This is a genomic window from Arthrobacter sp. NA-172, assembly GCF_043952055.1.
Lineage (GTDB): Bacteria > Actinomycetota > Actinomycetes > Actinomycetales > Micrococcaceae > Arthrobacter.
The window spans coordinates 543,092-568,330 of the sequence record NZ_JBINOT010000001.1 but is presented as its reverse complement, the minus strand read 5'-3'; the positions used below and the strand labels follow the sequence as shown (position 1 = coordinate 568,330).

The following is a 25,239-nucleotide window of genomic DNA, read 5'->3' as shown; positions in this document are numbered from 1 at the left end:
CATGCACCAACGGTTGGGGCGACGGCGCAAACCTTTCCTATCGACCGAACAGGACGGTGCTTTTAGATGTGCGATATTCCGGGTTTGATCCGTCGCCTTGAGGCCGAAGACCTCGCACGATTGCGGGAGCTGGGCAATAAAGAGCCACTGGAACCGGGGCTGATCGCGGCAATTGACGCCGCAGCTGGCGGGCCCGGTGAAGGCCGGGGGTATTACGTCGTGAGTGGTTCCTTGTATCCGGTCGAAGCCCGGGATTACCATCTCCGGGAAGACGTCGCGGAGGCCGTGTTCGAAACAGCCGAAAGCGCGTCCGGCGGCCGCGCCTGACGAGACCGGCCAGCAGGTAACGCTACCGGCCCGTCTCTGGCGCTGCTAATACAGGAGCTACGAAGACGGGTTCTGCTACGACAGGCGCTGCGAGGACGGGTTCTTCTACGACATGCGCTGCGACCACCGGAGCGGGTTCATTTGGTGTGGCCGCCGCCTGGACTATGGTCCTTGCGGAGGATGCTTCGCGGGCGAGGAATGCTCCAAGCTCGTTGATGGTGCTCATCAGGGGCGCGGGGAACACCACCGTGGTGTTCTTATCGACGCCTAGCTCCACCATGGTCTGGAGGTTACGCAGTTGCAACGCCAGCGGATGGGCCATCATCGTGTCGGAGGCGTTGCCCAACGCTGCTGCGGCTAAAGACTCGCCTTCGGCAGCGATGATCTTGGCGCGCTTTTCGCGTTCCGCTTCGGCTTGCCGGGCCATGGCGCGCTTCATGCTGTCCGGCAGCTGGATGTCCTTCAGCTCCACCAGCGTCACTTCGACGCCCCACTCCAAGGTCAGTCCGTCCAGGATCTGGCGAATGTTCGCGTTGATCACGTCGGTTTCCGCGAGCGTCTCGTCCAGGGTGTGCTGGCCCACCACTTTGCGGAGCGTGGTTTGGGCTATTTGATCGATCGCTGCGTGAACGCTTTCAATCGCGATGACTGACTTGATGGCGTCCACCACCCGGAAGTAAGCGACGGCGGAAATGTCAACACTAACGTTGTCCCGGGTGATGATGCCCTGGGACTGGATCGGTACGGTGACGATCCGCAGGGAAACCTTCCTCAACCGGTCCACGAACGGGATGATGATGACCAGCCCGGGGGACCTGATGCGCTGGACCTTACCCAGCCTGAACAACACGCCGCGCTCGTACTGCGTGACGATATGGACGGCCATCCCGAACCAGATGACCACCAAAACCAAGAGAATGATGAGAAGAGTAATCGAACCCGCCGACATGGCCGCCTTCGGCTCCGTTCCTGGGCGCTGATGTATTCATGGCGGTTTGTTTCGGGGAGTTGCAGTACAGCTGAAACGGGAGCCGAGATGCCGCCGGAATGAAAGGAACGCCCCCTGCGGGACATTCCTTTCACCTTCTTGGGCTAGACCCTTTCGTGGGTCCGGTCGATGACCGGTTCCGGATCGTTCGTGAACTCGCGGTGGCGGCGTGGGAAGGCCCAGAACATGAAGTCCTTCGCGTCCACCTTGGGCTCAGGGCGTTCCTCAGGTTCCCGTGAGGCATCTTTCCTGGTGTCCCGCCGGAAATCCTTGCTGTACCCGTAGCACATCACTGACCTCCTTCTAGCGACTGCCCCTTAATCTTCCTCCCGATTCGGCAAGCAGTCCACCTTTCAGGGCGGGTTTCGTATGTAGGCACAATGGAGGAGTGAATTCCCCTCTTGCCCCCAAGGACCCTGCGCTTGCCTATCGCCTCTTTGACCTGGACACCATCGGGGTGGGACTGGTTTTCTCGGACTCGTTGAGCGAGCTCGCCGAAGCACTGGGTGCAGGAGGAGGGGCAGGGACCGCCGTCGTACAGGCGCCTCCGGGTACCGGCAAAACGACGCTCGTTCCACCCCTGCTCGCCAACATCGTGGCCGGCGCGCTCAAAGGCGGGGAACGCCGAGTGGTGGTGACCCAACCCCGCCGGGTCGCCGCTCGTTCTGCTGCGAGGCGTCTCGCGGCCCTCGACGGCAGCCGGCTGGGCCACCGCATCGGGTACACGGTCAGGGGGGAGAGCAAGACGAGTCCCGGGACCCTCATCGAGTTCGTGACTCCTGGAATCCTCCTGCGCCGCCTGCTCGCGGATCCCGGGCTTGAAACTGCAAGTGCAGTCATCCTCGACGAAGTCCACGAACGCGGATTGGAAACAGATCTGTTGCTCGGAATGCTCATCGAAGTCAGGGATCTGCGGGACGACCTCGCCCTCGTGGCGATGTCGGCGACGCTCGACGCGCCACGGTTTGCGGCATTGATCCAGGATCACGACGGCGGCGGACCGGCACCCGTGGTCGACTGCCCTTCCGTGCTGCACCCCTTGAGGGTGGACTGGGCGCCCGCGCCGATACCGCGCCTGGACGGGCGCGGGGTCACCCGCGCTTTCCTGGACCATGTCGCAGAGACCGCAGCGGCGTCGTACACGGACTCGCTCTCAGCGGATCCGGACATCGACGCCTTGGTGTTCGTCCCGGGTGCATGGGAAGTGTCCTATGTCGCTTCCCGGCTGCGCGCCCGCATGGCTGCGGAGGTACGCGCTGCGGAGGTACCGGCTGCGGAGGTGTTGGAGCTTCACGGACAGGCGAGTCCGGCGGAACAAGATCGTGCAGTTTCCGGACGGGATCCCGGCGGAGCACCCCGGATCATCGTGTCAACGGCGCTGGCGGAATCCTCCCTGACGGTTCCGGGAGTCCGGCTGGTCATCGACGCGGGGCTGTCCCGCGAGCTGCGGCGTGACGCCAGTCGCGGCATGTCCGGTTTGGTCACCGTTTCCTGCTCGCAGGCCTCTGCCGAACAGCGCGCCGGACGCGCTGCACGCCAAGGGCCGGGACGAGTGGTTCGCTGCTACGAGCAGAAAGCGTTTGGTGCCGCCCCTGCCCACCCAACGCCGGAGATTGCGGCCGCTGACCTGACGGGCGCGGCGTTGGTCCTGGCCTGTTGGGGAGCTCCGCGCGGCCGGGGGCTGGCCCTTCCCGACGCACCGCCCCAGGCAGCGATGGACGATGCGGTTGAAGTGCTTCGGGAACTCGGCGCGATTTCCCCGGACGGACTTGCTACGGAGGTCGGAAAGGTCCTGGCCAGGATTCCCGCCGATCCCCGCTTGGCCCGTGCGCTGCTGGATGGCGCCGCCACAGTCGGGCACCGCACGGCCGCGGAGGCCGTCGCTCTCGTGGCGGGGGAGCAGCGTGCTCCCGGAGCTGACTTGACGCGCCTTCTGCCCACGCTGCGGACGGCTAAGGATCCCGCGTCCCGTCGTTGGGCGGAGGATGTCCGGCGCATGGAGGCGATAGTACGCCAGGAGGTATCCGGCGTCGAGGCGTCCTTTCCTTCCGCTGCGAGCCTGACTGCGCCGGCTACCTTGTCTCCAATGGGTGCCGCGGAAGCCCTGGGGTTCGTCGTCGCCCTTGCGTTTCCGGACCGGGTTGCACGCCGTGTTCCAGGTTCCGGCCCCGAGCGCTACTTGCTCAGCTCCGGAACGCGGGCGGGACTTCCTGCTGGTAGCTCCTTGGCCGGTCATGAATGGCTGGCCGTGGCCGAAGTTTCCCGTGCGGAGGGGCGGGATGCCGCAGGAACCGGAGCCGTCATCCGTTCCGCTGCGCCCCTTGCGGCGGACACCGCGGAAGCTGCCGCGGGCCATCTCCTCCTCGACAGAGTGGAAGCGGAATTCAACCAAGGCCGCGTCACGGCGCGGCAGGAACGGCGTTTGGGAGCGATTGTTCTTTCTTCCACGCCTGTGCGGCCTTCCGCTGAGAATGGGCGTGCCGCCGTAGCTCGGACTCTGGCGAAGGACGGGTTGGGGATCATCGGGTGGTCGACGGCCGCGGATGCGTTGCGTCGGCGGCTGGCCTTGCTGCACCGGGAACTCGGCGCTCCGTGGCCGGACATGTCCGAGCCGGCGCTGTTGGCCGGCTTGGACAAATGGCTCGCACCCGAGCTGGAGGCGCTGGCGGGCGGTGCCGCCGCGAGCGGAATCAACTTGGCCGAGCCGTTGCGGCGGCTGCTTCCCTGGCCTGAGGCTGGCCGCCTCAGTGAACTTGCGCCGGAATCGCTTGAAGTGCCAAGCGGTTCGCGCGTGGGAATCGACTATCCGGACGTGGCCGACGACGGCGGCAGGCCGGTGGTGGCAGTCAAACTTCAGGAGTGTTTCGGCTGGGCTGAGACGCCACGGCTGGTAGACGGCAGGGTGCCGGTGCTCTTTCATCTGCTGTCCCCGGCAAGACGGCCCTTGGCTGTGACCGACGATCTGGCGTCCTTCTGGTCCGGGCCGTACGCGCAGGTCCGTGCTGAAATGCGAGGCCGCTATCCGAAGCATCCATGGCCCGAGGACCCTTGGACAGCGCCTGCCACGGCCAAAACCAAGCGCAGGATGTGACCTCGGCTTGCCGGCGATTCCAGCCGCCTGAGGGGCATTCACAGGCTTTTTCTTTAGGATGCCACCGTGATGAACATGGAATTGCGTCCCGCTGATGTGGCCACCAACTGGTGGCAGGCCCTGGTGAGGGGATTCACCACCACAGAGGTTCCCACCATTTCGACGCCGATAGTGGTGGGTATCCTTGCCGCGGCCGTTTTGTTGAGTATCCCGAGGGTCACGTGGCGCTGGTTCGGCCTCTATGTGACTTTCGTGCATGAGTTGGGACACGCGTTCGCTGCACTGATGACAGGAAGGGTTGTCCACGGGCTTCGAATCGGGCTTGACCATTCCGGACAACTCCTCAGCAGCGGACGCGGCAAGTTTGGTGCCACCTGGTCCGGGTTCTGGGGGTATCCGAGCCCCGCCGTCGTGGGTGCCGTTCTCATCTGGTCGGTGTCGGCCGGCCGGTCGGGAGCCGCTATGTCAATCGGTGCGTTGCTGCTGTTGCTCGCGTTGATTTTTCTGCGGAATTTCACCGGAGTCTTTGTCGCGCTGTGCAGTGCTGCGGTTGCCCAGCTGCTCGTCATGTTCGCGAATGCTTCAACCGTCAGCCACGTGGTGCTGGGACTCGGCATTGCCTTGGTAGTAGGCGCCGTGCGGGATTGGTTCAAGGTTGCTTCGGTCCACACGCGACGCCGGGACAGGCTGGCATCCTCCGATGCTTTCATCACTGGCCCGCACCACCGGAGTGCCGTCAATGCTGTGGCTCGTGGCATTCGCGCTAGTGATTGGCGCGAGCGCGGTCTTTTCCGTTCGCGAGGTCTGGGGCATGCTCTCCTAGGTACTGGGCACGGTCTCACGCTGTGCTCTTGCCGTGCGCCGGTAGAAGGTGTGAAATCGGTTAGCAAAGGACCCGGGGGATTCGGCTGCTACTCCAGGAGGCGCTCATGTCAGTGAAAAGCTCAGGCAGTGCGACGAAGGGGCCGAATCGTTCCACTCCCGATCTGCGGCGCGCGGACGCTTCCGCGGCCCCTGCCGATCGGCCGGAAAACATCCGCAACGTCGCCTTGATCGGCCGCTCCGGCGCCGGAAAAACCATGCTGATTGAGTCCCTCCTGTATGCCGCGGGCGTCGTCACCCGCATGGGCTCGATTGTTGAGGGCACCACAGTGAGTGACTCGGAGGCGACGGCCATCCACCAGCAGCGGTCCATCGGGCTGTCGGCGGCGCCGCTGGTATTCGAGGACGTCAAGGTGAATCTCCTCGACACTCCGGGCTACGCGGATTTCATGGGCGAGCTGCGTGCGGGGCTGCGTGCCGCGGATGCTGCGTTGTTCGTGGTCTCGGCCGTTGAGGGGGTCGACGCCGGAACCACCGCACTGTGGGGCGAATGCGAACGCGTTGGAATCCCGAGGGCAGTGGTGATCAGCCGGCTTGACCACCCACGGGCGGATTACGACGCCGTCCTTGCCGAATGCCGGGCCACCTTCGGCGATGCTGTTCTGCCCCTTCACATGCCTGTCCGCGACGGGGAAACGGTCACGGGGTTGCTCGGGTTGCTTTCGGGCTCCGTTTCCGAGTACACCTCCGGAGATCAACGTCCCGCATCACGCTCCGCGAGCGAGGAGGAACTGGCAAGCTCCGACGGTGCCCGCAGCGCGCTCATCGAGGGCATCATCGCCGAGAGCGAGGACGAGACGCTGATGGACCGGTACCTTGGCGGCGAAGAGATCCCGGTAGACACCCTCGTGGAAGATTTGGAGACCGCGATTGCCCGGGGGACGTTTTTCCCGGTGATGGCAACGTCGTCGGTGACAGGTGTGGGGACCGCAGAGCTCCTGGACGTGCTGACCAGGGCGTTTCCGACGCCGATGGAGCGAATTCTGCCTGAGGCAACCGACCTGGGCGGGATTCCGGTAGCACCCTTGGCGTGCGATCCGGATGGTCCCCTCCTGGGGGAGGTGGTGCGGACCACCGTAGACCCGTTCCTGGGACGCGTCTGCCTTGTCCGGATCTTTTCGGGCACGCTTCGCGAGGACTCCGCCGTGCACGTGGGAGGGCATGGACTCGCTGAACGCGGCCACCCGGACCATGACAGCGACGAGCGGATCACGCACCTTTATTCCCCCCTTGGATCGAGCCTTCGGCCGGTGCCGTTCGCGGTGGCCGGGGACATTTGTGCGCTGGCGAAGGTGGCAAGCGCCGAGACGGGAGACACTGTGTCCGCACGGGAGGCTCCCCTCTTTGTGGAGACGTGGGACATGCCCGAGCCATTGATGCCGGTTGCGATCGAAGCAGCCTCGCACGGCGATGAGGATGCCTTGGCCAAGAGCCTGGCCAAGGTGGCCGCGGGTGATCCGACGCTTCGGGTGGAGCGCAACGCCGAAACGCACCAGTTGGTCTTGTGGTGCATGGGGGAGGCGCACTCGGAAGCGGTCCTGGACAGGTTGCGTGAGCAAGGGGTGAAGCTGCAGACGGTCGACGTCGTGACGCCGCTCAGGGAGACCTTCGGCGCCCACGGCCACCGGCCACGGGCGCTACGTCAAACAATCAGGCGGGCACGGACAATACGCGATCTGCGATATCGAGGTGGAACCGCTTGAACGGGGGGCCGGTTTCGAATTCGTTGACAGGATTGTCGGGGGCGTGATCCCCGGTACCTACGTTGTTTCTGTCGAGAAGGGCGTCCGCGCCCAGATGAACAAAGGGGTGCGCGCCGGGTTCCCTGTGGTCGACATCAGGGTGACCTTGGTGGGCGGCAAGACGCATAGCGTCGACTCGTCAGACGCGGCGTTTCAAGCCGCGGGTGCTTTGGCATTGCGGGAGGCGGCCGCTGCGAGCAGCATCCAGCTCCTGGAACCGATTTCGGCTGTGACGGTCCTTGTGGCTGACGACCACGTGGGCGCGGTCATGAGCGATTTGTCCTCCCGGCGGGGGCGTGTCACCGGCACCACGTCGGTGGGTGGAGAAAACACGGAAATTAGCGCCGAGGTTCCGGAGCAGGAACTGCTGCGGTACGCGATCGTGTTACGGGGACTGACCGCTGGCAGTGGCCGTTTCCGCCGGGAGTATTTGCGGCACGAGCCGCTGCCTCCGGGAATTGCCGTCGCCGCTGCGAAGGGTTGACGCCGGCTTCAGGTGAAGATCAGCTGTTCTTACGCAGGAAGGCCGAAACTGAGGGCGCCAAGGACGCCCCTACATCGGCGGCGATCTTCTTGACTCCTACGCGATCAAAGGAATGGTCGCCGCCCTCCCACCACTCGATGGTGGCCGTAGGCCCGATCCGGGCAACCACGTTTTCGAGGAGCCCGGGGGTCGCGAAGGTATCCCGGGTGCCCTGCAGGAACAGCATGGGGAGCGTGAGCCCGTACAGGTGCTCATCACGGAGTTTCTCCGGTTTGCCCGGCGGGTGCAGGGGGTAGCCGAGGTAGACCAGCCCGGCAGAGGGCATGCCTTCGGCTACCGCCATCGATGCCATGCGGCCGCCGAAAGACTTGCCGGCCGCCCACAGCGGCTCGCCTTCCGAAAGTGAAGCCGCAACATCCATGACCGCCCGCCACGCCGCGATCGCAGCAGGCGGCCGGTCGGGGAATCTTCTGCCGGCTTCCCGGTAGGGGAAGTTGAAGCGCAAGGTCGCGACGCCGTCGTCGTTCAATGCGTGGGCGAGGCCGGCCAGGAACGGATGCTCCATGCCAGCCCCGGCCCCATGGGCGAGGACAAGCGTCGCCGCAGCTTTGTCCGGCCCGGCGTAGATACCGGAAATCGGTGTGCCGTCGACATCAATGGTGAGAGGAGACTCGGTGACGCGCATGCTCACTCGAATCGGGAGGGATCGCCGGTTCCGCGCCTGACCACTTCCGCAGTGCCGCTCGAGAAGTCCACGACGGTTGTGGGCTCCGCTCCGGTGTCCCCGGAATCGATGACGGCTTCCACCAGGTGGTCCAGGCGTTCCTTGATTTCCCAGCCTTGGGTCAGGGGCTCCTCTTCGTCAGGGAGAAGCAACGTGCTGGAAAGTAGCGGTTCGCCCAGTTCGGCCAGCAGGGCCTGGACGAAATTGTGGTCTGGAATACGTACGCCCACAGTCTTCTTCTTGGGGTGCAGGAGACGGCGCGGCACTTCCTTGGTGGCAGGGAGGATGAACGTATAGCTACCCGGCGTGACGGCCTTGATGCTCCGAAACACGTCGTTGTCGATCATCACGAATTGTCCCAGCTGGGCGAAATCCTTGCAGACCAGCGTGAAGTGGTGCTTGTCGTCGAGGCGGCGGATGGAGCGGATCCTGTCCAACGCTTCCTTGTTGCCCAGTTGCGTCCCCAGCGCGTAGCAGGAATCCGTGGGGTAGGCGATCAGTCCGCCGGACTGCACGATGTTCACCACCTGTGCAATGGCACGTGGTTGAGGGTCTTGGGGGTGGACATCGAAGAATTTCGCCATTCCACGAGCTTACGGCCAGCCCGCACTTCAGGACAGGACATCCTTGCTCGTGAATTTGCCATAGGCCAACGCGCCTGCCGCAATGACGTAGCCCGCCTGCAGCAAGGCGTTGTCTTGGAAGGTGGTCCACGAGATGGGTTGGCGCAGCAGATCCGCGAAGCCCAGCCAATAGTGGCTGAATAACCAGGGATGCAGCCAGTCGAGTTGGGGCAGGTTGTCGGCCACCTGGGAACCCACGGACAAGACGATCGTGGCGGCCATGGCTCCGACCGGCACGTCCGTGAAGGTGGAAATTGCCAGCCCGATGGCGGACAGTCCCAGCAGTGACACAGCAACGTACGCGGCAATCAGGAGGGAACGCGCCACGGATTCGCCGACGTCAATAGTGTCGCCGGACAGCAGGGTGACAGGCCCCACCGGGAAGAGTGCGACGCCGGCCAAGGCACCGGCCGCAGCTACCGTCACCGTCGCGGCCAGGCAGAACGCGACGGCGGCCGCGTACTTGATCAGCAGCAGGCGGACCCGGCCCGCCGGCGCGACGAGCAGGTACCTGAGCGTGCCGAGGTTCGCTTCTCCGGCGATGGTGTCACCTGCCACTACCCCTACGGTGAGCGGCAGGAACAAAGGCACGGAAACCACCAGTGCCGTCACGCCGACAAACAGGCCGTTTTGGGTGATGCGGTCCAGGAACGGAGGCCCCCGCCCTGGAGCCACGGGATGCGAGCTCAATTTAACCGCAGCGGCTACCAGAATGGGGATTGCTGCGAGCGCCAGCAGCATGGCCCATGTCCGCAGCCGCCTGAACAGCACCGAGAGCTCCGAAGCCATGAGGGACCAGGAGCTTGGTCGACGCGTTGGGGGAGCGGCATCGATGGATTCAGTCCCGTGTTCAGCCAGCAATGTCGAAGCCTTCCCCGGTAAGGGAGACAAAACGCTCTTCGAGGCTGGCGTTCTCCACTCCAAAGCCCCGGACCCGGACTCCGTCTGCGACGAGGGCAGCCACAATCGCCTCGGGAGCCACATCCTGCCCGGGCGGCGCGGTACTGACCAGGCTCCCGCCATCTGAGCCGGGGAAGGCAGCCGATAATTCGGACTGCAGGCCAAGCCGCGACAGAACACGGACGGCGGCCTCGACGTCGGGCGTGTGGAGCCGGATAGTGGCCTGTCCTGCGGCGCGCAGTTCATGGAGTGTTCCTTGCGCCACGAGCTTGCCCACGCTCATCACGCCCACGTGGGTGCACATCTGTTCCACTTCTGCGAGGAGATGGCTGGAAACGAACACAGTGGCGCCCCCGGCCGCAAGGGAACGGACAAGGTTCCGCACCTCCCTGGTTCCTTGCGGGTCCAGGCCGTTGGTGGGTTCATCCAGGTATAAGAAGTTCCCGTGGCCGGAGCAGGGCATGCGCAATCCCCAAGCGCTGTTTCATGCCGAGCGAGTAGGCACGGACTTTCTTGCCTGCTGCATGGGACAAGCCCACCCGCTCAAGTGCTTCGTCAACGCGTGCAGTGCGGGTACCGGGCGCGGCATGCAGATCGGCGCTGTCGAGGCGCCGGAGGTTCGCAGCACCGGAAAGGAAAGGGTAGAAAGCCGGCCCTTCGACCAACGAGCCAACTTCGGGCAGGACGGCAGCCAGTTGGCGTGGCATGTCCCGCCCAAGAACCCGGATGTGGCCGCTTGTGGCGGCCGCCAGGCCGAGCAAGAGGCGAATGGTGGTGGTCTTGCCGGAGCCATTCGGGCCGAGAAAACCAAAAACTGAACCCTGGGGCACAGCCAGGCTCGATGCCATCGACGGCGGACCGGTGGCCGAAACGCTTGCTGAGGCCATGTGTTTCAATCGCCAGTTCAGTCGGCGTGGATCCCTCTATCATTGCGGGGCGGCTGCAGCCTGCAGCCGCTCAAGTGGCACCATTCCCGCGAATACGCGGCCGTCGTCGAGCATCAGAACTGTCACGAGGCTGGTGGTCAGCGCCCGGCCGCCCGGCAACGCCTGGGTGAGCTGGGCCAGCATCGGACCCATAGCGCTATTAGATCCGGTTCGGACGTCAGCGGGCACTGTGCCCGCGGGGAAGCTGATCACAGCGTCCCAGCCGCTGCCGGTGACGGTCGGCCTGCCTGCTTCTGTCTTTGCCGAAGGCGTTGGGCTCGCCTTGCCTGGGAGGGCATGCAGCTGCGGAGTCGCCTTCTCCTCCACGGCGGCACCGTGAGGAGGGGTGAAACTGAACAGCGCGGCGTCGGGCGTCGACAGATTCACGTCACTGAATGCGAGCGAAAAGGCCGGTGCGGCCTGTCCCCGCGCCCGGACATCGACGCCCAGCGGAAGACCGGAGGCAGAGTCGACGGCGATCGTCACGGAATCAACCAACGTTCCGGTGCTGCGTGGCTTGATGACCAACTGGTAGGCCGAGTGCCCGGCTAACGTGGTTCCGTCGCCCACCGTCACCTCAGTGCTGGGCCCGACGGCGGCCAGGAAGTGTTGCGCGAGGGCATCGGGTGTGGTCATTCCCGGGGTTGCTGATGGGTGCGATTTTGAGCTCGACGTCGGCTCCGCAGGCAGCGTCATGTGCGCAGCACTGTTGTCCGCTGAGTTGTAGAGCCAGAGATCGTTGCCGTTGCGGACAAGGTCACGTTCGGCGAGCATGTCCATCACCTGGAACCTGGCTTTGGTGGGACCGTCCACGTAAACCCGGGCCGTGTGCGAACCGCTCAAAAGTTCCATGATGGAAGCCGGACCCTGGGTAGCCGTTGAACCCGTAGAAGGAAGCTTGGGGAGGCCGAGATCGGAATTTTGTTGAAGGGTTCCGGACATCGAGTGGACGTCGGCCCGGCCGATCATGGCGATGACTTCGGCGGCCGTTTTGTCAGGCAGGCTCGTCGCAGCGCCTGCCTGGGACGAACCAGCCAGCGCCGCCGCGGCGATCGCTACCGGAACCACTGCGGCCGGCAACCAACGCAACCAAGTACGAGTCATGGCAACCTCACTAACCAGCCACCATCGGTGAAGGTCATGTTTCCACACTACTCCTGGTGCCTCGCCTGATCACCTGTCCTGATCACCTGTCCGGCGCCCTGGTTGGGGCTGTCCCGGTTACGACTCCAACGTTGCCCGCACGAACTCCGCGCTCGGCCCCGCATACCCGGCTCCGATGCGCTCGAACAAGGCGATTCCCGCCATTCCGGGCCAGTCTTCGGGCAGGAACTCCGGCGGCAGGCCCGGATCGAGATACGGGATGATCCGCCAGCGGTCGATGCAACGCACATAGCTGGCGAAGGTTTCGGCAGAGGGGCTGCCGCTCGGGGCCGACGTACGGGCGTCGGACACGGAATCATGGTGCCGGACGAAGTCGCGATGCAGTTCCGCCAGAGCGTCCAGGTCCCACCACGCGGATGCCGCATCGCGGAGATCGCCGCCAACCAACGGTGTGTCCGTCACAAACACAGTGGCCAAGCTTCGCAATTCCAAGTCCTCGAGTATTTCCTCTACTTCGTCGCGCAACGAATCCGGACAGATCCACAGCCCTGCTGCTACCGTGCCGCAACCAATCCAGTGCAGCCTGCGCCGCAATTGGTGCCGCTTTTCCCGTTCGGTTTCCGGGATGGAAAAGGACACGAGGCACCAACGGTCCTTGGCCGTCATGAAGCGTGGGTTGAATATCCTTCGGTCGCCGCGGGCAAGCATCGCTGCGGCGCCCTCGGTGACCGCGAAGCCGGGAACACCATGACGCAGCTGCGGAAGGATGATTTCCTTCTTCTTCAACCGTGACAAGGCCGTCCGGGAAACAGCCGCGGTCACCCCAAGGGCCTCCATCAGGGCGATGATGTGCCGCGTGGCCATCCATCCGCCTGCGTCCCGCACATACAAGCCGATGACTGTGCGAAGCAACGACGTGGTACTCCCGGGCCGGGAGTCCATGTCGTCGAGGACAGCGCTCACAGGAGTTCGGTGAGGGCGTCCCGGATGGCGGTCACTCCCAGCTCAACCTCCGCGTAGCTGGTGCTGAGCGGGGAGAGGCCGATCCGCAGTCCGTGCGGGGGACGGAAATCGGGAATGACACCCCGTTCCCAGAGTGTCTGGGTCACCTCGCCGAACAAGGGATGGTCCACCGTGATGTGCGAGCCACGCTCTGCGGTGTCGCGCGGGCTGACGATCTCCGCGCCAAGCGGGACCAGCATGTCCTCGGCCAAGGCAACTGCGTACTCCGTCAGCTTGATGGACTTCTCCCGCACGGCATCCATGCCCACTGATGCGATCAGCTCAACCATGTCCTTGAGCGGTTGCATGGCCAGCACCGGGGGAGTGCCGGTGATGAAGCGGCGGATACCCTTGGCCGGCGCATAGCTTTCCGTCATCCCGAAGGGGTTGTCGGCGCCCATCCAGCCCCAAATCGGCTGCTGCAAGCGGTCCTGCTGGGTGGCATTGACATAGGCAAAGGCGGGGGAGCCGGGGCCGCCGTTGAGGTACTTGTAGGTGCAGCCCACAGCAACATCGACGCCCCAGGCGTCCAGTTCGAGGGGGACGGAACCCACTGAGTGGCAAAGGTCCCAGAGCATGAGCGCGCCGGCATCCTTGACCATTTTGGTGATCGCTCCGGCATCCGCCATGAAGCCGGAACGGTAGGCGACGTGACTGAGGACGACGACGGCGGTGCGCTCGCTGAGCAGTTCCTCGAGGTCCGAGGTCCTGACGCCGCTGGCAGGGTTGGAGGCGACCCACCTGATGGTGGCGCCCTTCTCCGCAGCGATTCCCTCGATGATGAAACGGTCGGTGGGGAAGTTATCCCGGTCCACCACGATCTCGGTGCGGCCCGGCTGGGAGTCCACCGCGGCACGAATGAGCTTGTAGAGCATCACGGAGGTGGAATCGCCCACCGTGACTTGGCCGGCCGCTGCGCCCAAGGTGACAGCGCCGATCCGGTCGCCCACCGAGGTGGGCTCGTCCATCCATTGTTCGTCCCAGCCGCGGATCAGGCGGCTGCCCCAGGCGTCCTCGACGAATGAAGCGAGCTTTGCCGACGTCGCCTTGAGGGGCCGTCCTAGCGAGTTCCCGTCGAGGTACGCGGCGAGCTGCCCGTCCGCCGGGGTGTAAAAGGCCTCACGCTGCTCGGCGAGGGGATCTGCGGCGTCGAGTTCGGCCGACGTCGGGCGTTGCGTTTGCTGCACGCTGGTCATGTCTCTCCTGAGGAAGTCTGATGGTTGCTGGGACTGGATTGCTGTTCAGCCGCCGATTTCCGTGCGGACTGCGTAGAGCTCGGGGAAGAAGGTCAGATCGAGTGCCCGCTTGAGGAAGTCGACGCCCGAGGAGCCGCCCGTACCCACCTTGAAGCCGATGGTCCGTTGTACGGTGCGCAGGTGGCGGAAGCGCCAGGCGTGGAAATTGTCCTCGACGTCCACCAGGTCTTCGCAGGCTTCGTAGAAGCCCCACGGAGTGGCATCCGATTCGTAGATCTCCTGGAAAACCGGAACGAGGTCCTTCTGGAAGGTCCACGGTTCGCTGGTGTCGCGGTTCAAGATTTCGGCGGGAATGGCGTAGCCGGCCCGTGCGAGCACTGCAAGGAAGGCATCGTAGAGCGTTGGCTGTTCCAGGAGTTCGCTGAGCTGGCTGTGCGCGGCAGGATCACTCTCGAAGACCCGGAGCATGCCGCGGTTCTTGTTGCCCAGCAGGAACTCCACACCGCGGTACTGGTGGGACTGGAAACCGGAGGAACTGCCCAGGAAGCGCCGGAATTCGGAGTACTCACGTGGAGTGAGGGTGCCCAGGACGGACCACTGTTCGGTCATGGTCCGCTGGATCGCCTTGACACGAGCGATGCATTTGAGCGCCTTGCCAAGGTTGTCGGCATTAAGGAGCCGCCGGGCTTCCAGGAGTTCATGCAGGATCAGCTTGAGCCACAGTTCGCTGGTTTGGTGCTGGATGATGAACAGCATTTCGTCGTGGTGTTCCGGCGTGCTCAGCGGATGCTGGGACGTGAGCAAGCGGTCAAGGTCCAGGGTACCCGCCGTACGACATGGCGTTCCTGAAGTCGGTGCGAACCGAGTCCTCGATGTGCCTGATGCTCTGGGCGTCGCCGTTGAGGGTCTCGTTGCCGGTGCGGTTTTCCATTCAATGAGCATATCATTCTTATGACGGACGTCAAGATAGTGAATTCAGTCGGGGATCTCAGCAAATTAACCGCCGGGCGACAGTCCTTGTGCCTTACGCTGACCTTGTCGCCAAGTCCGGGAGGGGGCTGCATGACCACCGTGTCGCTGTACCTGGACGTCGACGGCGTGGTGAATCCCTTCGGTCCTATGGGTTTCACCGATTGGGGCACCGAATGGAAAATCGCCGACGCCGGAATTCTTGATGTGATCTACGCGGCCGAATTGATTGACGGGCTCAATGAGCTGGCCGCGCATCCCGCGGCGCGGTTTGTCTGGCTGACCACGTGGCAGCGGCTCGCCCCGGAATTCTTATGTCCGGCCATAGGTCTTCATGGCGAAGAGTGGCCCGTCCTGTCCAGTGCGGGCTGGGACCTCAGCGCGGATTGGTGGAAGTTTGATGCCATTCAGCGGGATGTCCAGCAATCAGAGGCCGGGCGCATCGTCTGGATGGATGATCAACTGGCCCACGAGGCGGCGGCCCGGTCACTGGGCTGACGTCCTGGGCAGCCGCGTGCTGTGGATCTCACCCGACCCGCGGCGGGGTCTCTCCCGGAGCGATATTGCGGCCGTCCGGCAATTCCTCGGCTGATTCAATGTTTGGCCATGCTGGAGTTGGCACGTAAGATTCTTTAGGTTTCACACCCGTCGTCGTAAATTCCACAAGTACAGTCACATGAACAATTGTTGAACTGTGCTGCGCAAGGCGGGCCCCGGGGAACTGGAACTGCGAATCGTCGACTCTGCAGATTGGGCACTAGGTGGGAATCACCTTCATGGTCGCGCTTGTCATAGCGCTGGCCTTATTTTTTGACTTCACCAACGGGTTCCACGACACAGCCAACGCCATGGCCACCCCGATCGCTACCGGCGCTATCAAGCCAAAGACGGCGGTTGCCTTGGCCGCGGTGCTCAACCTCGTGGGCGCGTTCCTGTCGACCGAGGTGGCGAAAACCATTTCCGGAGGCCTCATCCGCGAGGGCACGGACGGAATCCACATCACGCCGGAGATCATCTTCGCCGGTTTGATGGGAGCCGTCCTCTGGAACATGTTCACTTGGCTCAAGGGACTGCCGTCCAGTTCTTCGCACGCACTCTTCGGCGGCCTCATCGGTGCGGCAATCGTGGGCATCGGGTTCCACGCGGTCAACTTCGATACCGTGCTCCAAAAGGTCATTCTTCCGGCCGTCTTCTCGCCGATCCTTGCTGGCGGCGTGGCTTATCTATGCACCAAACTGGCCTACGCCCTGACGTCCCGGCACGACCCCGAAACCGGTGACAAGCTGACGCAGAAACGCGGCGGATTCCGTACGGGCCAGATCTTCACTTCCAGTCTCGTCGCGCTGGCCCACGGCACCAACGACGCACAAAAGACCATGGGCATCATCACCCTTGTGCTCATCGCGGCCGGAACACAAGTGCCGGGCAGCGGCCCGCAGTTGTGGGTCATCGGGGCCTGCGCCCTGGCCATTGCCATCGGTACCTACGCGGGCGGCTGGCGCATCATCCGGACCATGGGCTCCGGGCTGACCGAAGTCAAACCAGCCCAGGGCTTCTCAGCGGAAGCCAGCACCGCGTCGGCCATCCTTGCTTCCTCCCACCTCGGCTTCGCGCTTTCCACCACCCAGGTGGCTTCCGGTTCCGTGATCGGTTCGGGCCTCGGGCGCAAAGGCACCACGGTGCGCTGGGGCACGGTGGGGCGCATCGCCACCGGCTGGCTCTTTACCCTCCCTGCCGCCGCGATCGTGGGGGCGCTGACGGCATTTCTCGTCGGTATCGGCACCTTCGGAGTGGTCATCGCGGCAGTGGTGGGCACCGCCGTCGTGGTCTATATGTTCATGTACTCAAAGAAGTCGCGCGTGGGCCACCACAATGCGGTCGAAGTCGAGGAAGCCGGCACCGCAGTCCGCTTCCGCAAGAAGAAATCCGGAAACCCCAGCCCAAGCAAGAGCATGAGTGAGGACATCCAGGCATGAAGTGGTTGGATTTGGTGCAGGTCGCAGGGGCAACCCTGGTCTCGGCCGTGCTTTTGGTGGTCTTGTATTCGCTCGGTGTCCGTCTGACGGCGATAGCGGGGGATGCCCGGCAGAAGTCCCCGGCCATGGTCAAGTCCCTTGCGTATCTGTGTTTCGTGGCTTGCGGAATAGCGGTGCTGATCGGGATCTACCTGATCGTTCCCTACTTCAGTAAGTAGCTGGGAACCACCCTGCCGAATGAGTAGGGTAAGGCCATGTCGGATTTCCAGTACTACGTGGCGTCCTCACTCGACGGATTCATCGCCACCAACGAAGACGATCTCGGCTGGCTGATGCAGTTCGAAGATGCCGAGGGCGTCACCGAAAGCTACGAAGACTTCATGGCCGGGATCGGCTGCATCGTGATGGGTGGCCAGACGTATCGCTGGCTGCTGGAACACGAGCCCGGCAAATGGCCCTATCCGGGTGTTCCGTGCTGGATCTTCACCCACCGCGAATACGCGGCCCCTGCGGGTGCGGACGTCACTTTTGTGCGTGGTGACGTCCATGAATTCGCGCCTGACTTGATTGCCGACGCCGGCGACAAGAACGTATGGCTGGTGGGCGGTGGAAGACCTGGTGGCCCAATTCGCCAAGGCGGGTTTCCTCGACGAATTGATCGTCACCTTCATCCCCGTCGCCTTGGGCTCCGGCAAGCGCCTGCTGCCCGTTGAAAGTCCGACGCCGCCACTTGAGCTGATCTCATCCCGCCCCCTTGGTGGAGCGGCTGTGGAGTTGCGTTACCGGCTCCCTGGCCGTACTGGCTCAGCGGCCCCGGTTCTCCCGGATCATGTTGGTAATCCGGGCGGTTGACAGGCGTCGGCCGTGCTCATCGGTCATGACAATTTCGTGGGTGGTGAGCGTTCCGCCCAAATGGATGGCCGTACACGTGCCTGTCACCAGGCCGTTTGCCACCGAACGGTGATGGGTCGCACCTACCTCGATACCCACCACATGGTGCCCGGCTCCTGCATGCAGCGCTGCCGCGAAGGAGCCCAGGGTCTCGGCGAGAACCACGTGAGCTCCGCCGTGGAGAATGCCGGCCACTTGGGTGTTCCCCTCTACCGGCATCGTAGCAACGGTCCGTTCAGGGCTCAGTTCAAGGAACTTGATGCCCATCTTGGCCACGAGTGATCCCACACCATAGCGGGAAAGCCAACCGTGCAACTCTTGCGGAACGCCAGCTGCATTCAGTTGGTCAGCGAACTCGCCGGGCGTGAAATTGTCCATCATGGCAACTAGGCTGGCACCTGTGAGCGAAACAACCAAACCGGAATCGGTTCCCACCGCAACGTCAACGCCAACGGCAGGCGCGGTGTCGACTTCCACCGCAACGGCACCAGACCCTTCAGAAACCATTGCGAGCACGACGGCGGGTGGCCGGCCGAGGCTTCTGGTCCTGGACGGGCACTCCATGGCATTCCGGGCGTTCTATGCTTTGCCGGCTGAGAATTTCGCCACCTCCTCGGGCCAGCACACCAATGCCGTGCACGGCTTCACCTCGATGTTGATCAACCTCATCAAGGACCAGAAGCCCACCCACGTGGCAGTAGCCTTCGATGTCTCGGACGACACCACGTTCCGCAAGGCCGAATACAGCGAATACAAGGGCGGCCGGAACGAAACCCCTTCCGAGTTCCGCGGACAGATCGATCTCATCGATCAGGTTATGGCGGCCTGGGGCATCAAGACCATCAAGATGCCTGGCTACGAAGCGGACGATATCCTCGCCACGCTCGCTGCCCAGGGCGATGCCGCGGGCTTCGAAGTCCTCCTCGTATCAGGGGACCGTGACGCTTTCCAGCTCATCACGGACAACGTGTTCGTGCTTTATCCGAAGCAGGGCGTTTCCAACATTCCGCGCATGGATGCAGCGGCCATCGAAGAAAAGTACTTCGTACCCCCGTCCCTCTACTCAGACCTCGCGGCGCTCGTGGGGGAGTCTGCCGACAACCTTGCGGGTGTTCCCGGCGTCGGCCCCAAGACGGCTGCCAAGTGGATCAAGCTCTACGGTGGCCTCGAAGGGATCCTCGAGAACGTCGATTCGATCGGCGGCAAGGTGGGCGGAGCCCTCCGGGAGAACATCGACGCCGTCAAGCGCAACCGGCGCCTCAACCAGCTGCTGAGCGATCTCCAACTCCCTGTGACCCTCGTGGACCTCGAAGAGCCGCGTCCGAACCGCCAGGAAGTCGAAACGCTGTTCGACACCCTCGAGTTCAGGACCCTCCGGACCCGGCTGTTCGCGCTCTATGGCGACGACACTGCCGGAGCGGCACCGGAAACCATCGACGCCCCCGAGTACGAGGTCCTGAATGACGCCGCCGCGCTGGAGGCGTTCTTCGCTGCCGGCACGGGGAGCCGTGCCGCCGTCGCCGTGCAATTGGTTCCCGGCCGGATCGGCGACGACGCCGATGCCCTCGCCGTAGTGCGGGCCCAAGGTGCTGCGTACATCGATCTTTCGTCCTTGGATGCCGCGGCTGAGGGGGTCCTGGCCAAGTGGCTGCAGGACCCCGAAGAGGCCAAGGTGATGCACGATTTCAAAGACGCACTGAAAGCCCTGTATCAGCGCGGATTGGGCCTGGAGGGCGTGGTGGATGACACCGCCATTTCCGGGTACTTGATTCAGCCGGATCGCCGCAGCTACGAACTCGCCGAGCTCGCTCAGCACCACCTGAAAATCACGCTTGCCACGGCCGCGGCACAATCCGGCCAACTGGAGCTTGAGCTCAATGACGGACCGGACGGTGCCGCGGCTACCGCGCTCGTCCAGCGAGCCGCCGTCGTGCACACCCTGAGCAAGCACTTCGAAAGCGAGCTGGCCGAACGCAAGGCCGAAGCACTTCTGACCACGCTCGAATTGCCGGTGGCACGGGTGTTGGCCCAGATGGAGCTCTCAGGCATAGCCATCTCCATGGATCGGTTGAACGAGCAGCTCGCGGACCTCTCCAAGGTGATAGGCAACGCCCAGGAGCAGGCCTTCGCGGCGATCGGCCATGAGGTCAACCTCGGCTCGCCCAAACAGCTTCAGACTGTCCTCTTCGAAGAACTCGGTCTGCCCAAAACCAAGAAGATCAAGTCCGGCTACACCACCGATGCCGCCTCCTTGAAGGCCCTCCTGGAGAAGACGGGGCACGAGTTCCTGGTTCAGCTCATGGCCCATCGGGAATCGTCAAAGCTCGCCCAGATGCTGGAGACGCTCAAGAAGTCGGTGGCGGAGGACGCCCGCATCCACACTACGTACGCGCAAAACGTCGCGGCCACGGGGCGTATCTCTTCGAACAACCCCAACCTGCAGAACATCCCGGTGCGCAGCGAGGAAGGCAGGCGTGTGCGCGGTATCTTCGTGGTCAGCGAAGGCTATGAATGCCTGTTGTCCGCTGACTATTCGCAGATCGAAATGCGCATCATGGCCCACCTCTCAGGTGACGAGGGCCTCATCCAGGCCTACAAGGAGGGTGAGGACCTGCACCGCTACGTGGGCTCGCACATCTTCAATGTGGCACCGGAAGAAGTCACCAGCGCGATGCGGTCCAAGGTCAAAGCCATGTCCTACGGCCTGGCCTACGGACTGACCTCGTTTGGCCTCTCCAAGCAGCTGGAAATCTCCGTGGATGAAGCCAGGAACCTCATGAAGGACTACTTCGACCGCTTCGGGGCAGTGCGCGATTATCTGCGTGGCGTGGTGGAGCAGGCACGGATCGACGGTTACACCGCCACGATCGAAGGCCGCCGTCGCTATCTTCCGGACCTGACCAGCACGGACCGCCAGCACCGGGAGATCGCTGAGCGCATCGCGCTGAACTCGCCGATCCAGGGATCGGCGGCGGACCTCATGAAGCGGGCGATGCTCGGCGTTTCGGCCGAGTTGACCAGCCAGGGGCTGAAGTCACGAATGCTGTTGCAGGTTCATGACGAACTCGTGCTCGAGGTAGCCCACGGCGAACGCGACGCCGTCGAAAAGCTCGTCACCGAACAAATGGGCACGGCAGCCCAGCTGACGGTGCCGCTGGACGTGCAGCTCGGTGTCGGCTCCAGCTGGTACGACGCCGGACACTAGCAGAATCCTGAGGGTCTGTACGGGGCACACCGCGGCTATAGTGGCGTGCCCCGTACTGTCTGGCTAGGCTCGGGACGTGGCTGATCCCCAGGGAACATACGAAAAATACACCGTCAAGCGCTTTCGTTCGGTCGGCAAGGACGAGCCGGGCTACGGACAAGCCTGTGATTGGCTCCACGCCGTCGGCTTTGGATTCCATGACGAGCAACGAAGCGATGAACTCATAGACAAGATGCTCGCGATCTACCAGGTGGACAATCGTGAGTTGACCGGCGTCTACCTCAACGGCGAGTCTCCGCTCCATGCGCTCAACCCGGATTTTCCGGTAGCAACGTTCGGAACGTTGGAAAACAAACTGAATATTGGCTTTGGCCAGGAATTGCGGACACGCCAGATCACGGCTGTGACTGTCCGCGGAACGCATCGTCGGCACGGTCTGCTGCGGGGGATGATGACCGCCGATCTCGCCGAGGCTAAGGACGACGGCTTCGCCATGGCGGCGCTGACGGCGTCGGAGGCATCGATTTACGGTCGCTTTGGATTCGGTGTCGCAACCTTCGAACGGAGCGTGAAGGTGGACACCGGTCCAAAATTCCGCATCCGTCACGAACCCGTGGGCCGCGTGGAAATCGCCGATCCGAGGGTTCTTCTCGAACTCGCACCCGAGGTTTTCGGACATGTCCACCGCCGTACGCCGGGGTCCATCGTGCGGCAGGACTCCTATCGCCACCAGGTGTCCGGAGCCATGAAACGGGACGGGACTGAAGACAAGGCCATCAAATGCGCCCTGCATTACGGGCCGGACGGCGCTATTGACGGCTACGTTTCGTACAAGTTCGCTGGCTGGGAATCGAAGCCTTACACCGTGGAAGTCGTGGACCTCATCGCTGCCACGGATTCGGCGTATCTGGAGTTGTGGCAATTCCTGGGCAGCATTGACCTGGTCGAGCAGGTTTCCTGGGACGACGCTCCCGTCGAGGACCCGCTCGCGTGGGCTCTTGTGGACGGCCGCTGCATCACGTCGTCGGACTATCGGGACATGCTGTGGCTGCGCGTCATGGACGTCCTTGCGGCGCTGTCGGCCCGCCGCTACGCCGCTGACGGCCGTTTGGTGGTGGAGATCGGGGATGCTCTCGGGTTTGCGGACGGCATCTGGGAATTGGTGTCCGACGGCGGCGTCGTCACCGTGAGCGAGGCGCCCGGCGCCAGCCCGGACCTGAGCATGGATGTCACTGATCTTGGGTCTGTCTATTTGGGTGCCGTGAGTCCGGTAATCTTGGCTTCGGCAGGGCGCATCCACGAGCACACGCCGGGTGCAACCCTAATTGCCCAACAAATGTTCGCCGTCGAACGTCCAGCCCACTGCCTGACGCATTTCTAGGCAGAACCTCACTCGCATGATCTAAAACAAAAGAAGGATTCCATGGGGGAATTCCCTGCTGGTGGCCAGCCCACCAGTCAATCGGCGCTGCCCGGCAGGCGGTCACTGCTCTTGGCTGCCGCCGGACTCGCAGTAGCCGGCCTGGCGGCCTGCGCCTCGGAGTCGGACACGAGGACCCCGGCGCGGCCGGCTCCGGTTCCATCGCAGGTCATTTCCTCGCCAGCCGTTGAGCCTGCAGGCCACCATCAGGCCACGCCCGAAACGCGGCTGTCGCCGCCGTCGAAATCCCAGATCCTCGCCGAGTTCTCAGCGCGCAAGCCTGTCGAATGGGGGCTCGGCGTTACCGGCGTGGTCACGAAGACAGCGTCCCCGCATGCGGTCCTGACTTTTGACGCGTGCGGCGGCCCTCACGGAGCTGACTGCGATCAGCGCCTGCTGAAGACACTCCGCAAGCTCAATGTTCCCGCCACGCTGTTCGTGAACGGACGCTGGATCAAGGCCAATCCCGGATTGGCGGCCGAACTCGCGGCTGATCCTTTGTTCGAACTGGGCAATCATGGCTTCCGGCACCAGCCCCTCTCTGTGAGTGCGCGCTCCGCCTACGGCATACCGGGCACGGTGAATGCGGGCGAGGTGTATGACGAAATCATGGGCAATCAGGACGCCATGACGCAGCTGACGGGAGAGCCTCCCCGCTTCTTCCGGCCCGGCACCGCCTACTACGATGACGTCGCCGCGGCGATCACCCGGGCGCTCGGACTCATTCCTGTGAACTTCACGGTGAACGGCGACGGCGGCGCGACCTTCCCGGCCGCCACGGTGGCGGCGGAGGTGGCAAAGATCGGCGTGGGACAGGGCGCGGGACAGATTGTGATCTCACACTTCAACCAGCCGGCCGGGGGCACCGCAGAGGGGTACGCGCGTGTTCTTCCAGGCTTGCTGGACCGCGGTGTGACGTTCACCCGGCTCGGTGACGCGCTGCCGCTTTGACCCTCCTTGGGGCGAACGATTAGAATGAACGGGCGCATACTACGTGCGCGTGTTTTTACAATCCACAATTCAGGATGACCCGGCGTTTTGCCGTGTCCTGCGTGCCGGGAACGGGACTCAGGCGGTTTGCCTGACCGATACTCTATCCACAACGGAGCCCCTACTACATGACCATCACCTCCACCGAGAAGCCCGGTACCCCCGTAGTCGCGATCAACGACATCGGTACCGCTGAGGACTTCCTCGCAGCTGTCGACGCCACCATCAAGTACTTCAACGACGGAGACCTCGTCGAAGGTATCGTCGTCAAGGTCGACCGCGACGAAGTTCTGCTCGACATCGGTTACAAGACCGAAGGTGTCATCCCTTCCCGCGAGCTTTCCATCAAGCACGACGTTGACCCCGGAGACGTTGTCTCCGTTGGCGATCAGGTCGAAGCCCTGGTGCTCACCAAGGAAGACAAAGAAGGCCGTCTGATCCTCTCCAAGAAGCGTGCTCAGTACGAGCGTGCCTGGGGCGACATCGAGAAGGTCAAGGAAGAGGACGGTGTCGTCACCGGTACCGTCATCGAGGTTGTCAAGGGTGGTCTTATCCTCGACATCGGTCTGCGCGGCTTCCTGCCCGCATCCCTCGTCGAGATGCGCCGCGTCCGCGACCTTGCTCCGTACATCGGTCAGCAGATCGAAGCCAAGATCATCGAGCTGGACAAGAACCGCAACAACGTTGTTCTTTCCCGCCGTGCATGGCTCGAGCAGACCCAGTCCGAGGTCCGCTCCACGTTCCTCAACAAGCTGGAAAAGGGCCAGGTTCGTCCCGGCGTCGTTTCCTCCATCGTCAACTTCGGTGCATTCGTGGACCTTGGCGGCGTAGACGGTCTGGTTCACGTTTCCGAGCTGTCCTGGAAGCACATCGACCACCCGTCCGAGGTTGTCGAGGTTGGCCAGGAAGTCACCGTCGAGGTTCTCGAAGTGGATCTGGACCGCGAGCGCGTGTCCCTGTCCCTCAAGGCCACGCAGGAAGACCCGTGGCAGACCTTCGCCCGCACCCACGCCCTCGGCCAGGTTGTTCCGGGTAAGGTCACCAAGCTGGTTCCGTTCGGTGCGTTCGTTCGCGTCGAAGACGGCATCGAAGGCCTCGTTCACATCTCCGAGCTGGCTGTCCGCCACGTTGAGCTTGCTGAGCAGGTCGTCTCCGTTGGCGACGAGCTCTTCGTCAAGGTCATCGACATCGACCTCGAGCGCCGCCGCATCTCCCTCTCCCTCAAGCAGGCTAACGAGGGCGTTGACGCCGATAGCACCGAGTTCGACCCGGCTCTGTACGGCATGGCCGCTGAGTACGACGAAGAAGGCAACTACAAGTACCCTGAGGGCTTCGACCCCGAGTCGAACGAATGGCTCGAAGGTTACGAGACGCAGCGCGCCGCATGGGAGCAGCAGTACGCTGACGCCCAGTCACGTTGGGAATCACACAAGAAGCAGGTTTCCCAGCATGCTGCTGACGACGCCGCTGCTGCTGCTTCCGGTGAGAGCGACTCCGGCACCACCAGCTACTCCTCTGAGCCGGCTGCTACCGAGGCCACCTCGGGTGGCACCCTGGCATCCGACGAGGCACTCGCCGCTCTGCGCGAGAAGCTGACCGGCAACTAATTTGCCACTGGCCCGGGCTTCCGGGCTGGAATGAAGCGGGCTCCTGCGATTCAGTCACGAATCGCAGGAGCCCGCTTTCTTAACCCCCGGTTTCCACGGGGACATGCCCAGCCTTGGTGGCCATAGGGCAAACGTGTGTAAATCCCGGGTGTGTCATGTGCGTCCCGCCCAGCCTTTGCGGTGCCAGAGGCC

Annotated in this window: 19 protein-coding genes and 4 pseudogenes; 12 read left to right on the top strand and 11 right to left on the bottom strand. The window is 63.5% G+C overall.

Annotation, left to right across the window (positions count from 1 at the left end; genetic code table 11):
* Nucleotides 1-66 precede the first annotated feature (66 nt).
* The gene (locus ACF0H6_RS02835; RefSeq protein ID WP_395248380.1) at nucleotides 67-327 is read left to right on the top strand and encodes a hypothetical protein; all 261 of its coding nucleotides are present in this window, start codon (nucleotides 67-69) and stop codon (nucleotides 325-327) included.
* Between the two features lie 22 nt (nucleotides 328-349).
* On the opposite strand, the gene ACF0H6_RS02830 is transcribed toward ACF0H6_RS02835, so the two are convergent.
* On the bottom strand, nucleotides 350-1,276 hold the full coding sequence (locus ACF0H6_RS02830) for an SPFH domain-containing protein (protein ID WP_395248379.1): 927 nt from the start codon (nucleotides 1,274-1,276) through the stop codon (nucleotides 350-352).
* Between the two features lie 143 nt (nucleotides 1,277-1,419).
* Complete coding sequence (locus tag ACF0H6_RS02825; RefSeq protein WP_395248378.1) at nucleotides 1,420-1,605, bottom strand: hypothetical protein; 186 nt, start codon at nucleotides 1,603-1,605, stop codon at nucleotides 1,420-1,422.
* 98 nt (nucleotides 1,606-1,703) lie between these two features.
* Here ACF0H6_RS02825 and hrpB point away from each other — a divergent pair, with 98 nt between their 5' ends.
* From hrpB to ACF0H6_RS02810, 3 genes and pseudogenes are all read left to right on the top strand, one after another.
* A complete protein-coding gene (hrpB, locus tag ACF0H6_RS02820; protein ID WP_395248377.1) occupies nucleotides 1,704-4,406 on the top strand; it encodes an ATP-dependent helicase HrpB in 2,703 nt (900 codons plus the stop codon).
* Nucleotides 4,407-4,475: 69 nt separating this feature from the next.
* Nucleotides 4,476-5,345, top strand: a complete 870-nt coding sequence (locus tag ACF0H6_RS02815; protein WP_395249856.1) for a M50 family metallopeptidase — start codon at nucleotides 4,476-4,478, stop codon at nucleotides 5,343-5,345.
* Nucleotides 5,336-7,514: pseudogene (locus tag ACF0H6_RS02810) on the top strand (elongation factor G-like protein EF-G2). The gene ACF0H6_RS02815 and the pseudogene ACF0H6_RS02810 overlap by 10 nt, the downstream one beginning before the upstream one ends.
* Before the next feature lie 19 nt (nucleotides 7,515-7,533).
* On the opposite strand, the gene ACF0H6_RS02805 reads toward ACF0H6_RS02810, so the two are convergent.
* From ACF0H6_RS02805 to kynA, 8 genes and pseudogenes are all read right to left on the bottom strand, one after another.
* On the bottom strand, nucleotides 7,534-8,199 hold the full coding sequence (locus tag ACF0H6_RS02805; RefSeq protein ID WP_395248376.1) for an alpha/beta family hydrolase: 666 nt from the start codon (nucleotides 8,197-8,199) through the stop codon (nucleotides 7,534-7,536).
* Between the two features lie 2 nt (nucleotides 8,200-8,201).
* Nucleotides 8,202-8,822: an L-threonylcarbamoyladenylate synthase gene (locus tag ACF0H6_RS02800; RefSeq protein ID WP_395248375.1), complete on the bottom strand. Its 621-nt coding sequence runs from the start codon at nucleotides 8,820-8,822 to the stop codon at nucleotides 8,202-8,204.
* 27 nt (nucleotides 8,823-8,849) lie between these two features.
* The gene (locus ACF0H6_RS02795) at nucleotides 8,850-9,650 is read right to left on the bottom strand and encodes an ABC transporter permease (protein ID WP_395249855.1); all 801 of its coding nucleotides are present in this window, start codon (nucleotides 9,648-9,650) and stop codon (nucleotides 8,850-8,852) included.
* A 61-nt stretch (nucleotides 9,651-9,711) separates the two neighbouring features.
* Nucleotides 9,712-10,691, bottom strand: a pseudogene (locus tag ACF0H6_RS02790) (ABC transporter ATP-binding protein).
* On the bottom strand, nucleotides 10,688-11,791 hold the full coding sequence (locus ACF0H6_RS02785) for an outer membrane lipoprotein carrier protein LolA (RefSeq protein WP_395248374.1): 1,104 nt from the start codon (nucleotides 11,789-11,791) through the stop codon (nucleotides 10,688-10,690). The pseudogene ACF0H6_RS02790 and the gene ACF0H6_RS02785 overlap by 4 nt, the downstream one beginning before the upstream one ends.
* Before the next feature lie 117 nt (nucleotides 11,792-11,908).
* The gene (locus ACF0H6_RS02780; RefSeq protein WP_395248373.1) at nucleotides 11,909-12,754 is read right to left on the bottom strand and encodes a PaaX family transcriptional regulator C-terminal domain-containing protein; all 846 of its coding nucleotides are present in this window, start codon (nucleotides 12,752-12,754) and stop codon (nucleotides 11,909-11,911) included.
* A complete protein-coding gene (kynU, locus tag ACF0H6_RS02775; protein WP_395248372.1) occupies nucleotides 12,751-13,989 on the bottom strand; it encodes a kynureninase in 1,239 nt (412 codons plus the stop codon). The genes ACF0H6_RS02780 and kynU overlap by 4 nt, the downstream gene beginning before the upstream one ends.
* A 45-nt stretch (nucleotides 13,990-14,034) precedes the next feature.
* A pseudogene (gene kynA, locus ACF0H6_RS02770) lies at nucleotides 14,035-14,827 on the bottom strand (tryptophan 2,3-dioxygenase).
* Nucleotides 14,828-15,051: 224 nt separating this feature from the next.
* On the opposite strand from kynA, the gene ACF0H6_RS02765 reads away from it, so the two are divergent.
* The 4 genes and pseudogenes from ACF0H6_RS02765 (at nucleotide 15,052) to ACF0H6_RS02750 (ending at nucleotide 17,786) form a co-directional block, all read left to right on the top strand.
* Nucleotides 15,052-15,456 carry an HAD domain-containing protein gene (locus tag ACF0H6_RS02765; RefSeq protein ID WP_395248371.1) on the top strand — a complete coding sequence of 135 codons (405 nt, stop codon included), beginning with the start codon at nucleotides 15,052-15,054 and terminating at the stop codon, nucleotides 15,454-15,456.
* A gap of 263 nt (nucleotides 15,457-15,719) precedes the next feature.
* Entirely contained in the window at nucleotides 15,720-16,934 is a 1,215-nt protein-coding gene (locus ACF0H6_RS02760; RefSeq protein ID WP_395248370.1) for an anion permease, read from the top strand.
* Nucleotides 16,931-17,152: a hypothetical protein gene (locus tag ACF0H6_RS02755; protein WP_395248369.1), complete on the top strand. Its 222-nt coding sequence runs from the start codon at nucleotides 16,931-16,933 to the stop codon at nucleotides 17,150-17,152. The genes ACF0H6_RS02760 and ACF0H6_RS02755 overlap by 4 nt, the downstream gene beginning before the upstream one ends.
* Nucleotides 17,153-17,188: 36 nt before the next feature.
* Nucleotides 17,189-17,786 (top strand): annotated as a pseudogene (locus ACF0H6_RS02750) (dihydrofolate reductase family protein).
* On the opposite strand, the gene ACF0H6_RS02745 reads toward ACF0H6_RS02750, so the two are convergent.
* On the bottom strand, nucleotides 17,739-18,206 hold the full coding sequence (locus ACF0H6_RS02745; RefSeq protein ID WP_395248368.1) for a hotdog fold thioesterase: 468 nt from the start codon (nucleotides 18,204-18,206) through the stop codon (nucleotides 17,739-17,741). The pseudogene ACF0H6_RS02750 and the gene ACF0H6_RS02745 sit on opposite strands and share 48 nt — an antisense overlap.
* A 19-nt stretch (nucleotides 18,207-18,225) precedes the next feature.
* On the opposite strand from ACF0H6_RS02745, the gene polA reads away from it, so the two are divergent.
* The 4 genes from polA to rpsA all read left to right on the top strand — a co-directional run bounded on the left by polA (nucleotide 18,226) and on the right by rpsA (nucleotide 25,047).
* On the top strand, nucleotides 18,226-21,030 hold the full coding sequence (polA, locus tag ACF0H6_RS02740) for a DNA polymerase I (protein WP_395248367.1): 2,805 nt from the start codon (nucleotides 18,226-18,228) through the stop codon (nucleotides 21,028-21,030).
* Between the two features lie 76 nt (nucleotides 21,031-21,106).
* Nucleotides 21,107-22,411: a GNAT family N-acetyltransferase gene (locus ACF0H6_RS02735; protein ID WP_395248366.1), complete on the top strand. Its 1,305-nt coding sequence runs from the start codon at nucleotides 21,107-21,109 to the stop codon at nucleotides 22,409-22,411.
* Nucleotides 22,412-22,453: 42 nt separating this feature from the next.
* Nucleotides 22,454-23,401 carry a polysaccharide deacetylase family protein gene (locus ACF0H6_RS02730; protein ID WP_395248365.1) on the top strand — a complete coding sequence of 316 codons (948 nt, stop codon included), beginning with the start codon at nucleotides 22,454-22,456 and terminating at the stop codon, nucleotides 23,399-23,401.
* A 167-nt stretch (nucleotides 23,402-23,568) separates the two neighbouring features.
* Complete coding sequence (gene rpsA / locus ACF0H6_RS02725; protein WP_395248364.1) at nucleotides 23,569-25,047, top strand: 30S ribosomal protein S1; 1,479 nt, start codon at nucleotides 23,569-23,571, stop codon at nucleotides 25,045-25,047.
* The last annotated feature ends 192 nt before the right edge of the window (nucleotides 25,048-25,239 follow it).